The 12,801-nt window shown below is 59.3% G+C and carries 18 protein-coding genes; 9 read left to right on the top strand and 9 right to left on the bottom strand.

Features of this window, described 5'->3' with window-relative positions:
• Nucleotides 1–237, bottom strand: a complete 237-nt coding sequence (locus tag ACOWVD_RS05430) for a DUF1656 domain-containing protein (RefSeq protein ID WP_004931303.1) — start codon at nt 235–237, stop codon at nt 1–3.
• Nucleotides 238–417: 180 nt separating this feature from the next.
• Here ACOWVD_RS05430 and slyA point away from each other — a divergent pair, with 180 nt between their 5' ends.
• Entirely contained in the window at nt 418–849 is a 432-nt protein-coding gene (gene slyA, locus ACOWVD_RS05425) for a transcriptional regulator SlyA (RefSeq protein ID WP_004931301.1), read from the top strand.
• 92 nt (nt 850–941) lie between these two features.
• Here the strand turns inward: slyA and ACOWVD_RS05420 are convergent, their stop codons facing one another.
• Complete coding sequence (locus tag ACOWVD_RS05420; RefSeq protein WP_004931299.1) at nt 942–1,406, bottom strand: glycine zipper 2TM domain-containing protein; 465 nt, start codon at nt 1,404–1,406, stop codon at nt 942–944.
• Nucleotides 1,407–1,765: 359 nt separating this feature from the next.
• Between ACOWVD_RS05420 and anmK the strand changes: the two genes are divergently transcribed.
• From anmK to pdxY, 5 genes are all read left to right on the top strand, one after another.
• On the top strand, nt 1,766–2,887 hold the full coding sequence (gene anmK, locus ACOWVD_RS05415) for an anhydro-N-acetylmuramic acid kinase (protein ID WP_033633173.1): 1,122 nt from the start codon (nt 1,766–1,768) through the stop codon (nt 2,885–2,887).
• A 45-nt stretch (nt 2,888–2,932) separates the two neighbouring features.
• Nucleotides 2,933–3,235, top strand: a complete 303-nt coding sequence (locus tag ACOWVD_RS05410) for an MliC family protein (protein WP_004931294.1) — start codon at nt 2,933–2,935, stop codon at nt 3,233–3,235.
• Between the two features lie 89 nt (nt 3,236–3,324).
• Complete coding sequence (gene pdxH, locus ACOWVD_RS05405; RefSeq protein WP_004931292.1) at nt 3,325–3,978, top strand: pyridoxamine 5'-phosphate oxidase; 654 nt, start codon at nt 3,325–3,327, stop codon at nt 3,976–3,978.
• Nucleotides 3,979–4,116: 138 nt separating this feature from the next.
• Nucleotides 4,117–5,391, top strand: coding sequence for a tyrosine--tRNA ligase (gene tyrS, locus ACOWVD_RS05400; RefSeq protein ID WP_015377740.1), 1,275 nt, complete (start codon nt 4,117–4,119; stop codon nt 5,389–5,391).
• 84 nt (nt 5,392–5,475) lie between these two features.
• Complete coding sequence (gene pdxY / locus ACOWVD_RS05395; protein ID WP_197763763.1) at nt 5,476–6,336, top strand: pyridoxal kinase PdxY; 861 nt, start codon at nt 5,476–5,478, stop codon at nt 6,334–6,336.
• Nucleotides 6,337–6,375: 39 nt separating this feature from the next.
• Here pdxY and gstA read toward each other — a convergent pair whose 3' ends face one another.
• From gstA to ACOWVD_RS05375, 4 genes are all read right to left on the bottom strand, one after another.
• The gene (gene gstA / locus ACOWVD_RS05390; protein ID WP_004938367.1) at nt 6,376–6,981 is read right to left on the bottom strand and encodes a glutathione transferase GstA; all 606 of its coding nucleotides are present in this window, start codon (nt 6,979–6,981) and stop codon (nt 6,376–6,378) included.
• 92 nt (nt 6,982–7,073) lie between these two features.
• Nucleotides 7,074–7,958 carry a 4-hydroxy-tetrahydrodipicolinate synthase gene (gene dapA / locus ACOWVD_RS05385; RefSeq protein WP_049240177.1) on the bottom strand — a complete coding sequence of 295 codons (885 nt, stop codon included), beginning with the start codon at nt 7,956–7,958 and terminating at the stop codon, nt 7,074–7,076.
• 356 nt (nt 7,959–8,314) lie between these two features.
• Nucleotides 8,315–8,578, bottom strand: coding sequence for a DUF3811 domain-containing protein (locus ACOWVD_RS05380; protein ID WP_019455965.1), 264 nt, complete (start codon nt 8,576–8,578; stop codon nt 8,315–8,317).
• 95 nt (nt 8,579–8,673) lie between these two features.
• Complete coding sequence (locus ACOWVD_RS05375) at nt 8,674–9,369, bottom strand: HD domain-containing protein (RefSeq protein ID WP_004938376.1); 696 nt, start codon at nt 9,367–9,369, stop codon at nt 8,674–8,676.
• Between the two features lie 201 nt (nt 9,370–9,570).
• Here ACOWVD_RS05375 and ACOWVD_RS05370 point away from each other — a divergent pair, with 201 nt between their 5' ends.
• On the top strand, nt 9,571–9,963 hold the full coding sequence (locus ACOWVD_RS05370; RefSeq protein WP_004938379.1) for a nuclear transport factor 2 family protein: 393 nt from the start codon (nt 9,571–9,573) through the stop codon (nt 9,961–9,963).
• Here ACOWVD_RS05370 and ACOWVD_RS05365 read toward each other — a convergent pair.
• The gene (locus ACOWVD_RS05365) at nt 9,960–10,229 is read right to left on the bottom strand and encodes a hypothetical protein (RefSeq protein WP_004938382.1); all 270 of its coding nucleotides are present in this window, start codon (nt 10,227–10,229) and stop codon (nt 9,960–9,962) included. The genes ACOWVD_RS05370 and ACOWVD_RS05365 overlap by 4 nt on opposite strands.
• A gap of 276 nt (nt 10,230–10,505) precedes the next feature.
• Between ACOWVD_RS05365 and ACOWVD_RS05360 the strand changes: the two genes are divergently transcribed.
• Nucleotides 10,506–10,886 (top strand): nuclear transport factor 2 family protein, encoded by a 381-nt coding sequence (locus ACOWVD_RS05360; protein ID WP_015377744.1) that lies wholly within the window; start codon nt 10,506–10,508, stop codon nt 10,884–10,886.
• A gap of 7 nt (nt 10,887–10,893) precedes the next feature.
• Here ACOWVD_RS05360 and ACOWVD_RS05355 read toward each other — a convergent pair whose 3' ends face one another.
• Complete coding sequence (locus tag ACOWVD_RS05355) at nt 10,894–11,274, bottom strand: RidA family protein (RefSeq protein ID WP_028128181.1); 381 nt, start codon at nt 11,272–11,274, stop codon at nt 10,894–10,896.
• A gap of 190 nt (nt 11,275–11,464) precedes the next feature.
• Here ACOWVD_RS05355 and ACOWVD_RS05350 point away from each other — a divergent pair, with 190 nt between their 5' ends.
• Complete coding sequence (locus tag ACOWVD_RS05350) at nt 11,465–12,310, top strand: aminoglycoside phosphotransferase family protein (protein WP_370456260.1); 846 nt, start codon at nt 11,465–11,467, stop codon at nt 12,308–12,310.
• Here the strand turns inward: ACOWVD_RS05350 and ACOWVD_RS05345 are convergent.
• Nucleotides 12,275–12,778, bottom strand: a complete 504-nt coding sequence (locus ACOWVD_RS05345; RefSeq protein ID WP_049240176.1) for a cupin domain-containing protein — start codon at nt 12,776–12,778, stop codon at nt 12,275–12,277. The genes ACOWVD_RS05350 and ACOWVD_RS05345 overlap by 36 nt on opposite strands.
• Between the last annotated feature and the right edge of the window lie 23 nt (nt 12,779–12,801).

Below are 12,801 nucleotides of genomic sequence, written 5' to 3'. Positions count from 1 at the left end.
TTACCAACTCGCTAAAATCCATAAGGAACCGCTGACGGTCAGAACGAAAATGGACAGATCCATCAACATGGGATGCCAGATTTCACCGGAATACATCCAGTCTCTCAGCAGCTGATGAATCAGCAACCATAAGACCAGTCCTAGTAAAAAAGCTTTAAATATAGGTGGAAAATAAAGCGATGCCCCCAGGACCAAATCGGGTAAGGGGGATGAGGTGTGTAACCATGATGTATTCACATTAACAATCCCTAAGGGTGAATATGTTGAATATTTGCATAACGATTAAACAATAGCGGCTAAAAAGAGTGGCTATTTCCACAATATACATTATATACATTTGTGTTTTTAATGTGAGTTACCCAAAATAGTCTAAACTCTGGGAGGTAATGTTAGCATGCTAATTATAAGGAGGGGGAAGTGGAGTCAACATTAGGTTCAGATTTAGCACGATTAGTTCGTGTTTGGCGCGCGCTCATTGATCATCGGCTCAAGCCGTTGGAGCTGACCCAAACGCACTGGGTCACTTTGCACAATATCAATCGTTTGCCGCCGGAGCAGTCGCAAATCCAGTTGGCCAAGGCGATCGGTATCGAGCAACCGTCACTGGTTCGCACGCTGGACCAATTGGAGGAGAAAGGGCTGATCACGCGTCACACCTGTGCCAACGATCGCCGCGCGAAGCGCATCAAGCTGACCGAAGCGGCCGATCCGATCATCAGGGAAGTGGACAGTGTGATCACGTCGACACGCAGTGAGATTTTAAGCGGCATTACCGCCGACGAAGTGCATCTGTTGGTAGGGCTGATTGGCAAGTTAGAACAAAATATCACCGAACTGCAGAACAAATAATAATATTCTTATTTTCTACGATTACAGTTTCACAGCATCAGAAATAAAACCGGAGGCGATTGCCTCCGGTTTGCCGTTTGTCGCCGACTGACTTACAGCGGGGAAACGGTGATGGTGTCGCCCATGCGCGCCATACGCACACGCTGGCCAGGGCTGAACTTGCTGTCGCCCGCTTTCTGTACCACCACGATGTTCTCTTTCTGGTCGGTCTTGATTTCCAGCTCGTAGCCGGAGGTACGACCGGCCACTTCACCGATGCTGTTACCTGCCGCGCCGCCGGCAATAGCGCCCGCCGCGGTAGCCAGCGTACGACCGGTGCCGCCGCCAACGGTGTTGCCCAACAGCCCGCCAATCACCGCGCCGCCGATCATCCCCATGGCGTTGGAGCCTTCGCCGCCCTGAATTTTAACCGGACGCACGGAAACCAGCGTCCCGTAGGTGACGGTCTGTACCTGCTTGGCCTGCGAGGACGAGTAGACATCGCCGGACATGGATTCATTGGCACAGCCGGCCAGCGTAACGGCGGCGACGGCGACGACGAGAAGACGCTTGATCATATAAAACTCCTGATGGTAGTAGTCCATAGCCTGGCAATGTTCACCAGGCAAGATTCAGTGAAAATGATAGACAAAGTATGGCTGAAAGTTGACACACCGCCATGCTTCATCGCTGCATGCAGCTTAACTTTTCTCTGTTCAACCAATAATAAACCGCGGTTTACCTTTATGACAGCCTTGGCGACATTCCGTCGCCTGTTATGGCACGGTTTAACACATAGCCCGTGCCACAGCGGCGCCAGAGGGCATCTGGCTCACGGTGCGTAAAAAAAGCATCATAATTCATGGCGTTAATCCGGCAATTCTGGTTTATTTGTCAGGATAAATTTTGCTTACCGCGCGGGTTAGAGGATGTTGCTATGAAGTCAGGCCGCTATATAGGCGTCATGTCCGGCACCAGTCTGGACGGAATCGATGTGGTATTGGCCGCGATCGACGATCGCATGGTGGCGCAGCAGGCCAGCTATAGCCATCCGATGCCGATGGCGTTGAAAAAAGAGATCCTGGGGATGTGCCAGGGGCAGCAAACTACGTTGGCCGCCGTCGGCCGGCTGGATGCGCAGTTGGGTACGCTGTTCGGCGAGGCGGTGCTCGGCCTGCTGAAGCAAACCGGCATCGACGCGGAGCAGGTCACCGCCATCGGTTGCCACGGCCAGACGGTGTGGCACGAGCCGGAAGGCGACGCGCGTTTCTCGATGCAGCTCGGCGATAACAACCGCATCGCGGCGCTGACCAATATCACCACCGTCGGCGATTTCCGCCGGCGCGACATGGCGTATGGCGGGCAGGGCGCCCCGCTGGTGCCGGCGTTTCATCAGGCGCTGCTGGGGCATCCCGTCGAGCGGCGCATGGTGCTAAACGTCGGCGGCATCGCCAACCTTTCTCTGCTGTTGCCCGGTACGGCGGTGCGCGGTTTCGATACCGGGCCGGGCAACATGCTGATGGACGCCTGGGTGTGGCGCCACCGCGCGCAGCCTTACGATCAGGACGGCGGCTGGGCGATGCAGGGGCGGGTCTGCTTGCCGTTGTTGCAGCAGATGCTGGCGGATCCGTACTTCGCGCAGCCGGCGCCGAAAAGCACCGGCCGCGAGTATTTCAATATCGCTTGGCTGGAGCGGCAGCTGGCCGGATTGCCGGCGATGGCGCCGGTCGACGTTCAGGCCACGCTCACGGAACTGACCGCCGTCAGCATCAGCGAACAGGTGCAGCTGGCCGGCGGGTGCGAGCGTCTGTTGGTGTGCGGCGGCGGGGCGCGCAACACGCTGCTGATGGCGCGTTTGTCGGCGCTGCTGCCGGGCACGGAAGTTGGGCTGACCGACGATTTCGGCGTCAGCGGTGACGACATGGAGGCGTTGGCCTTTGCCTGGCTGGCCTTCCGTACGCTGTCCGGCCAGGCCGGCAACCTGCCTTCGGTAACCGGCGCCAGCCGTGAAACGGTGCTGGGTGGGATTTATCCGGTTTTGCCATTGGGGGGCCGTTAGCTCTGTTAGGATAGCCTGTGAAGGATTTTTCTAAGGAGCAACAGCATGAAAAAAGTCATTTTCGTCGCCGGCGCGCTGGCGCTGTCCGGCTGTAGCTACATCCTGCCGCAGAGCAGCCAGACGATGCACTACCAGTGCGGCACCACGCCGTTGACGGTGGCGCTCGACGGCAAGGCGAGTGAAGTCAGCCTGCTGATGGATGGCGAGCAGCTGCATCTTAAGCAGGTGCTGGCGCTGACCGGCGCCAAATACAGCGACGGCAAATACACTTTTTGGTCGAAAGACCGTAACGCCTATCTTGAGCGCAACGGCAAGGTAGTCATGAGCGACTGCGTGTTGACGGAGTGAGGGTTGACGGCGGCGTCGGAGCGATTGAGTTCCTGACGCCGCAGGCGCAGAATGTAACGACGGATTTTTTCAGTTGGTCGATAACCCAGATGATTGAAAAGAATGAGTTTGATGTTGCGGACCTGCGCCGTGAATACACCCGGGGCGGCCTGCGCCGCAACGATCTGACCGCCAGCCCGCTCGAACTGTTCGAGCGTTGGCTGAAACAGGCCTGCGACGCGCGCCTGGCGGATCCTACCGCCATGTGCGTCGCGACCGTCGACGAACACGGCCAGCCTTATCAACGCATCGTGCTGCTGAAGCATTTCGATGAGCAGGGGCTGGTGTTCTATACCAACCTCGGCAGCCGCAAGGCGCAGCAGCTGGCGCACAACCCGCATATCAGCCTGCTGTTTCCCTGGCACATGCTCGATCGCCAGGTGATTTTCCTCGGTCAGGCGGAGCGTCTGTCGACGCTCGACGTGCTGAAATATTTCAACAGCCGGCCGAAGGACAGCCAGATCGGCGCCTGGGTCTCGCAGCAATCGTCGCGCATTTCCGCGCGCGGCGTGCTGGAGAGCAAATTCCTCGAGTTGAAGCAGAAGTTCCAGCAGGGCGAGGTGCCGTTGCCGAGTTTCTGGGGCGGATTCCGCGTGAAATTCGACTCCGTCGAGTTCTGGCAGGGTGGCGCCCATCGCTTGCATGACCGTTTCCTGTATCAGCGGGATGGGAATGACTGGAAAATTGACCGACTGGCACCCTGAAGGCGGAAAATCCTCTCTAAGCGCTGGTGCTGATGCCGCCGGCGCTTTATTCTATGCGTTACCCTGAATTTTTATTTCGCCACTGGGCGAAAGGCCGTGTACCGGCAAAGGTGCATTCGTTTATACATGGAGTCATTGATGGCAAGCAGCAACTTGATTAAACAACTGCAAGAGCGGGGCCTCGTTGCCCAGGTTACGGATGAGGAAGCGTTAGCGGAGCGACTGGCGCAAGGGCCAATTGCACTGTATTGCGGTTTCGATCCGACCGCTGACAGCTTGCATTTGGGCCATCTGGTTCCTCTGTTGTGCCTGAAGCGCTTCCAGCTGGCCGGCCACAAACCGGTAGCGCTGGTGGGCGGCGCCACCGGCCTCATCGGCGATCCGAGCTTCAAAGCGGCGGAGCGCAAGCTGAACACCACCGATACGGTGAACGAGTGGGTGGAGAAGATCCGCAAACAGGTTTCCCCGTTCCTCGATTTCGACTGCGGCAGCAACAGCGCTATCGCGGCCAACAACTACGACTGGTTCGGCGGCATGAACGTGTTGACCTTCCTGCGTGACATCGGCAAGCACTTCTCCGTCAACCAGATGATCAACAAGGAAGCGGTCAAGCAGCGCCTGAATCGCGACGACTCCGGCATCTCCTTCACCGAGTTCTCCTACAACCTGCTGCAGGGCTTCGATTTCTCCGAACTGTACAACCGCCACCAGGTGGAGCTGCAGATCGGCGGTTCCGATCAGTGGGGCAACATCACCTCGGGTATCGATCTGACGCGTCGTCAGCATCAGAAGCAGGTGTTCGGCCTGACCGTGCCGTTGATCACCAAAGCCGACGGCACCAAGTTCGGTAAAACCGAGGGCGGCGCGGTCTGGCTGGCGCCGGAAAAAACCAGCCCGTACAAGTTCTACCAGTTCTGGATCAACACCGCCGACGCCGACGTTTACCGCTTCCTGAAATTCTTCACCTTTATGAGCCTGGAAGATATCAACGCGCTGGAAGAAGAAGACAAAAACAGCGGCAAGGCGCCGCGCGCCCAGTACGTGCTGGCGGAAGAAGTGACCGGCATGGTGCACGGTGCGGAAGGCCTGGCGGCCGCCAAGCGTATCACGCAGAGCCTGTTCTCTGGTGCGCTGCACGACATGACCGAAGCGGACTTCGCCCAGTTGGCGCAGGACGGCATGCCGACGATTAAACTGGATCGCGATGCCGATCTGCAGCAGGCGCTGGTGAATGCCGAGCTGGTGCCGTCACGCGGCCAGGCGCGCACCATGATCGGCTCCAACGCGGTGACCATCAACGGCGAGAAACAATCGGATGCCGAATACCGTTTCAGCGACGCGGACCGTCTGTTCGGCCGCTACACGCTGCTGCGCCGCGGTAAGAAACACTACTGCCTGGTGGATTGGCAGTAAGCGAATAATAACGGTAAGGGGCCCTGGCGGCCCCTTTATTTTTGCGCAGCCGCCCGGCTGCCGTATTCCGAACGAGTTCTGTCGATGAAAAACATTCTTTCTATCCAGTCGCACGTGGTGTTTGGTCACGCCGGCAACAGTGCGGCTGAATTTCCGATGCGCCGCATGGGCGTCAACGTCTGGCCGCTGAACACGGTACAGTTCTCCAACCATACGCAATACGGCCAGTGGACCGGCTGCGTCATGCCGGCCAATCACCTGACCGAGATCGCGCAGGGCATCGCCAATATCGATCAACTGAAGCGCTGTGATGCGGTGTTGAGTGGCTATATCGGTTCGCCGGAGCAGGGCGACCATATTCTGGCGATCGTGCGCCAGGTTAAGCAGGCGAACCCGAATGCCTGGTATTTCTGCGATCCGGTGATGGGACATCCGGAAAAAGGCTGCATCGTGGCGCCGGGCGTGGCCGAGTTTCACTGCCGCCAGGCGTTGCCGTGCAGCGACATGATGGCGCCGAACCTGCTGGAGTTGGAGATGCTGAGCCAGATGGCCGTCACCAACGTGGCCGATGCGGTGCAGGCCGCCCGCGCGCTGATCGCCAAAGGGCCGCGGCTGGTGCTGGTCAAGCATCTGGCCCGGGCCGGCTATCACGCCGACTGTTTTGAAATGCTGCTGGTGACGGCGGACGAGGCTTGGCACATCAGCCGGCCGCTGGTGGACTTCGGCGCGCGTCAACCGGTCGGCGTCGGCGATTTGACCAGTGGTCTGCTGCTGGTGGATCTGCTGAAGGGTGAGGCGCTGGATAAAGCGCTGGAGCACGTGACCGCCGCCGTGTATGAGGTGATGCTGACCACGCAGGCGATGGGCGAGTACGAACTGCAGGTAGTGGCGGCGCAGGATCGGATCGTGCAACCGCGCAGCGAGTTCAAAGCGGTAAAACTGTAAGTGCAACGGGCCCCGGCGATAGCCACCGGGGCCGAATGTTTACTTCAATCCTTCGGCGTTCAGCGCCGCATCCACCGCCGGGCGCGCTGCAACGCGATCGAACCAGGCCGCCAGATGGGCGTGTTTGCGCACGTCGAACTGCAGGGCGAACGCCCAACGCAACACGGTGAACAGATAGGCGTCGGCCACGCTGAAACGGTTTCCCAACAGGAAGTGCTGCTTCGCCAGCACCGAATCCAGATAGCTGAACTGTTGCTCCAGCCTGGCGCGCGCGATGGTTTTGTATTCCTCGGGCGTTTTCGGGTTGAACAGCGGGCTGAATCCTTTGTGCAGCTCGGTGGCAATGTAGTTTAGCCATTCGATCGCGTGGTAGCGCGACAGAGTGCCCGCCGCCGGGATTAGGTTGCGATCCGGCACACGGTCCGCCAGGTATTGCACGATCGCCACGCCTTCGGTCAGCAGGCTGCCGTCATCCAGCAGCAGCGCCGGGACCTGTCCCTTGGGGTTGATGGCGAGGTAATCGGCGCCGCTCTCGGTTTTCTTCTGCGCCAGATCGACCTTCTCCGCCGTAAAATCCAGCCCTGCCTCACGCAGCACGATATGCGGGGACAGCGAACAGGCGCCGGCTTTATAGAACAGTTTCATCGGAAGCTCCTTGTTGATGACGAATGACGGGCATGCTTAACCTCTCATCGTAGTCCCATAGCACCAAAATTACAGCGGCTTAGCTAACAAATTTAACCGACGATCGCCTCGGCGGGCTGCAGCTGCGCCAGCGTCGCGGCGATCTGCTGCTGCAGCGCCGGCGGCGCCACCTGCATCGGCGAACGCAACTCGTTGGCGATCAGCCCCTGCTGGGCCAGCACCGTCTTGACCGGCGCCGGATTCGGGAAGCTGAACATCTGGTGGATCATCGGCAGCAGCTCGTAGAAGTTGCTGCGCGCCGCAGCCAGATCGCCGGCGGCGACCTGCTGCACCAGCTGGACGAAACGTTCCGGGTGAACATGCGCGGCGGCGGAGATGGCGCCGGTGCCGCCGAGGCACAGCGTGGTGAGGATCAGATTGTCTTCCCCGGTCATCACATCGATTTCGCCATCGGCGATCAGCGCCATGGTGGTGTCAGGGTTGCCGCCGCAGTCCTTGATGGCGGTGATGCGCGGATGGCGTGCGAGCCGGCGCAGCGTGGCCAGCTCCATGGCGATGCCGGTGCGCTGCGGAATGTTGTACAGGATCACCGGCACGGTGGAGGCGTCGGCCAACTGGGTAAAATAGTCGATCAGGCCGCATTGCGAAGGGCGGATGTAGTAAGGCGCCGGGATCAGCACGCCGGCGATGTCGCGCAGCTGAATGGCCTGCTGCATTTGCAGCGTGGCGGCCATGTTATTGCCGGAAAGGCCCATCACCACCTGGCGTGCAGGCGCCACTTCCAATACGGCGTCGAGCACCGCCAGCTGTTCTTCTTTGCTCAGCGCGGCGGCTTCACCGGTGGAGCCGCAGACCACCAGACCATCGATGCCGGCGTCGAGCAGGTGCCGCGCCAGGCGTTGCACCGCCGGCAGGTCGACGGCATTGTGATTGAAAGGGGTAACCATCGCCACCCAAATACCCGAAAATGAGGCCATAAAATATTCCTTCTGTGTGACCGACAGAGAAGCCAGATGAGAAAATTGAAGGCGGGGCGTTGCGTGCCATCCAGTCAGCTCATCTGACGGGACAGCGCGCCCCGGTCAAATGAGCGTCTGTTTCTTCGATGTAACCGCCGCCAAACCGCCAAGGGGCAACGCAGGCGTCATCAGAATATCAGCGTTGCGTGGGTAGGCCATGGCAGTCTCGCGAAAAGGGGAAGTGGGGTGATAATGAATATTCTTCATCAGACTGTCAATTTACAACAGATTGATAACATTGTTATTCATGATTCGCCGGTGAGGATGAGTTTGGCTAATAAATAAAAATCCCCGCCGCGGCGGGGAGGGTTGGCTCAGCGCGGCGGGCGGGAGCCGATGGTGGCAGACCAACTGAAAGTGTCGCCACTTGGCCGGTAGCGGTTGGCTTTGCGTTCTGCACGCTCCGCCTTGGCGAGTTTCGCTCTGGCGGCCATGATGCGCGCTACCGCCTCATCCTTGACCTTGTGTTGTTCGGCGTTGGTCAGCGGCCTGCCATGGCTTTTACGCGCCTTGTCCAATTCGGTTTTCACTTCCCGCTGTTCGCTTTCCGTCATCTCTTTCAACGTCAACTTTTTCATCTGTGCCGCCCGTTCGGTGAAGTTGACTTACAGTTTAGCGGCGTTATATGACCGAAAATGTTATGGGCATAACGAAAATGCCCCGTAGGCCGGCATTACACCTCTTCCAGCAGATCGTCGACAAAGCGCCGCATGCGTTCGGTGCGCTGTTCGGCCATCTGCCGCCCGGCAGCGGTCTGGAAGCCGTCTTGCAGCTTGAACAGTTTGGTTTCGAAGTGGTCGAGGCAGAAACGCTTGTCGTCGTATTGGCGATGTTCAGCCCGCGGATCGGCGGCGTCATACAGCGCGCTGCGCATGCGGCCGCCGATATAGAAGCAGCGCGCCACGCCGATAAGGCCGATAGCGTCGAGGCGATCGGCATCCTGCAGGATCTTCGCCTCCAGCGTTTGTGGCGGGATGCCGGCGGAAAAACTGTGCGCTTCAATGGCGTGAGCCACCGCCGCGATGTCCGCCGGCGCCCATTCCAGCCGGGCCAGCGTCAGCGTGGCTTGCTCCGCCGCCATGCGCGAGGCCAGATGGCGCTGCGGCGAATTCTTTTCCACCGCGACGGCGTCGTGCAGCAGCACCGCCGCGCAGAGAATGCGCCGGTCGCCGCCTTCCAGCTTGCTGATCCGACGGCAGTTCTTCCAGACCCGGTGCAGGTGCGCGACGTCATGCGAACCGTCGTCCGACTCGAGGGTGAGCGGCAGCAACGTTTGTGCCAGCGCCTGGTAAGGGGAGAAAGGTTGTAACAGCTCTTGCGTCAGCGAGGGTAAAGACACGTTCAGCTCCTGTTGGGGGAAATCGGTCAATCAGCATAGCCGTGCCGGATGCCGGGAGGATGACAGTAAAACGGCTATTGTTTACTAAAGTGCAACCCACTATTGTCATAACTGCGGTTTTTGCAGCGAAACAAGCAACCTAGAATAGCCGAATTCCGCCGTCTCCGCTTGGTGAGAGCCTGTGTCCGCGGGGATGGCCGGAATATCCTCATCAGCCATGGGAGAAGAGACATGCCAACCCCTCTTGAAATAGTGCGCGCAACCTATGAAGGCAGCTCCGAAGAAAACGGCCGCAATCTGCTGGCGGCGCTGGCCCCCGATGCCGAGTGGACCGAAGCCGCCGGTTTCCCTTACGCCGGTACCTATATCGGCCCGGAGAACATCATCAAGAACGTGCATCAGCGCCTGGGCAGCGAATGGCAAGGTTACCGCGCCGACGTCGATCACTTTTACGACGCCGGCGACAACGTGATCGCTCAGGGTTTTTATCACGGCACCTACCGGGCCACCGGCAAATCCTTCAGCGCCTCTTTTGCGCATATTTATACGCTGCGCGCCGGCAAAATCGTGAAGTTCGTGCAGATCGTCGACAGTGCTAAAGTGCTGGAGGCGATGCAGCCTTAATCGCCGCTGCGCTTGCCGAATTTGCGGTCAAACTCGCGCCGGTAACCCCGGGCCTTGTTGCGATCGCGGATCCACAAATAGCCGCACACCAGCGCAACCGCTCCCGAGAAGGTGACGTTGCGCATATCCCGGTCATACCAAAACACCAACAGCGCATCCAGCGCCGCAATCAGCGCGATCCATTTGTACATATGGGATTGGCGCCGCGTGGCGGCGTTGAGTCGTTTTAACTGTCTGGCTTCGTCCAACACCGGTTTTTGCTGCATAGCGTTTCGTTATCGTCAGGCTGTTCACGCTAAATTAGCAGAATTTCCCTCACCGTCGCAAAGATTAACGCGCGGCGTCATGCGGTTTTCACCGCCCCTGGCGCGGCGCAGAAAATTTATGCGTGGGCGCTTGAATTGTTCATTGGGCGTGATAGGTTATTTATTCGTTATTTTTGGGTTTTTATTCATAATTCGCCGTGTCATCAAGCTGCAGCACTGGGCGGTTAACGTGATGGGTTCGACGCATGCGGCGGTTAACTTCGGCAGGAGGATGTGATGAACGATAAAACGGCACGCCCGCAGGATGTGGTTCAACAACAGCTTGACGCCTATAACGCCCGCGACATCGAGGCCTTTATGGCCTGCTGGGCGGACGACGCCCAGTATTACGAGCATCCAGACACGCTGCTGGCCAGCGGCAAGGCGGCGATCCGTGAACGGCATCTGGTGCGTTTCCAGGAGCCGAGTCTGTATGGCGAACGGATAAAACGCATGGCGGTAGGCAATATGGTGGTCGATCAGGAAGTGGTGACGCGCAATTTCCCGCAGGGGCGCGGCAAAATGGATGTCATCGCCATCTATGAAGTGGAACAGGGGCGGATCGCCAAAGCCTGGTTCAAGATCGGCCCCTGCGTGCCGGATGAGGGCGCGCTCTAGCCGCGCATTACTGCAACGCCATCACCGCCTCTATTTCCACACACACCGCGGGTGAGAACAACGCGCTGACCGCCATCAGTGAACAGGCCGGCAGCGCGCCATCGAAATAGTCAAACAGCACCGGGCGCACGCCCGCCAGATCGGCGATGTCGGTCAGGAACACGCTGATTTTAATCAATGCCTTGAGGTTGACGCCTTCGCTGGCGGCAATGGTGGCCAGCTGTTCGAGGATCTCCTGCGTTTGCTCCGGCGCGCTCAATCCCTGAGCGTCGGTGGCGAAGGCCGTCAATCCGGAAACGTATAAGCGATCGCCGTGGCGCACCGCATGCACATAGGGGCCGCCCGGCGTCGGCAACTGCGGATAATTCGTGCGTTTTAATGATGTCATGGTCAAACCCCGCGCAAGACCGGTTAATAAAATCGACAAACTTGGTTAGGATACTGAAGAAACGGCGGCCAGGCGCCGCGCACCGATGATATTTGAGAGTATCATCCCTCTTTATTTTATACGTCGTCTTCACCCGAATGTGACAGTGCGGCGCAGCTCGGCCACAAGGACGCATGAGACGATGAACCCGATTTTTACTCCCTACCTGCAACGCTGGCAACTGGAACAGGATGGCAAAGCCTTCGAAACCCACAGCAGTCTGCTGATGCCGGTGCGTTACCGGGGCGAGGCCGCCATGCTGAAGATCGCCCGCGAGCAGGAGGAGCGCTTCGGTGGCCGGCTGATGTGCTGGTGGCGCGGGGAAGGCGCCGCGCTGGTGCTGGCGTGGCACGACGACGGCATTCTGCTGGAGCGCGCGCAGGGCGAAGGTTCGTTGGCGCAGCTGGTGCGTGATGGCGACGATGAGCAGGCCACGCAGATCCTGTGCCGGGCGATCGCCGCCTTGCATGCGCCGCGAGAGGCACCGCTGCCCGAATTGATCCCGCTGCAGGAGTGGTTCAGCTCGCTGTGGCCGGCGGCGCAGGCGCACGGCGGCATGCTGCGCCTCAGCGCCACAACGGCGGCGGAATTGCTCAGCAGCCCGCGAGAAGAAAGCGTGCTGCACGGCGATATCCACCATGACAATGTGCTCGACTTCGGCGAACGCGGCTGGCTGGCGATCGACCCCAAGCGTTTGTACGGTGAACGGGGCTTCGATTACGCCAATATCTTCTGCAATCCCAACTACGGTATCGCCACCGATCCGGCCATTTTCCAGCGCCGCGTGGAACAGGTGTGCCGGTTGGCCGGGTTGGATCGCCGGCGCTTGCTGCAATGGATCCTGGCCTGGTCGGGGCTCTCCGCCGCCTGGTTCATGGAAGACGGGCAGGCGGCTGACATTGACTTTCGCGTGGCCGAACTGGCGGCGCGCGCGTTGGATATCCCGTTGCCGGACGGCGATTCAGGGTTCATCCTGCCAGTAATCGAGCGAGGTTGAAGGGCGCTGCAGGTAGCGCACCTGCTCGCCGTCTGCGCTGCGCGCCATCGCCTGGTATTTGCCGGAATCCGGGTACATCACCAGCTCCGGCTGTTCGCGCGTGCTGACGGACAGGTACTTCAGCGGCGCATCGGAAGTGTTGATGATCTGGTGCGGGTATTCCGGGCCCGGCGGAATGAAAATGACATCCCCGCTGACGATCGGCAGCATTTCTCCTGCCACCCGCAGCGTACCGCTGCCTTCCAGAATGATGAACATTTCCTCCTGAGCGTAGTGAAAATGGTAGGGGCAGGAACGCATGCCCGGCGCCACACAATCGAAAGAGGCGCCCAGCTTGTCGGCGGCGGTGCCGGTGCCGAGACGGGCGCCGACGCTGTCATACAACGGCGGCCGCCGGTCATGTTTCATCTCTGCCTGTTCGACATTGCGTATCAGGCGCTGAGCCAACAGCGCGGCTTTCTCAGTCATAAGCTTCCTTGGTGACGGCGTCA

The sequence above is a fragment of the Serratia sp. SA088 genome (assembly GCF_049065515.1).
Classification (GTDB): domain Bacteria; phylum Pseudomonadota; class Gammaproteobacteria; order Enterobacterales; family Enterobacteriaceae; genus Serratia; species Serratia nematodiphila.
Note: the sequence above shows the minus strand (reverse complement) of the source record. Positions and strands in the feature narration are given on the sequence as shown.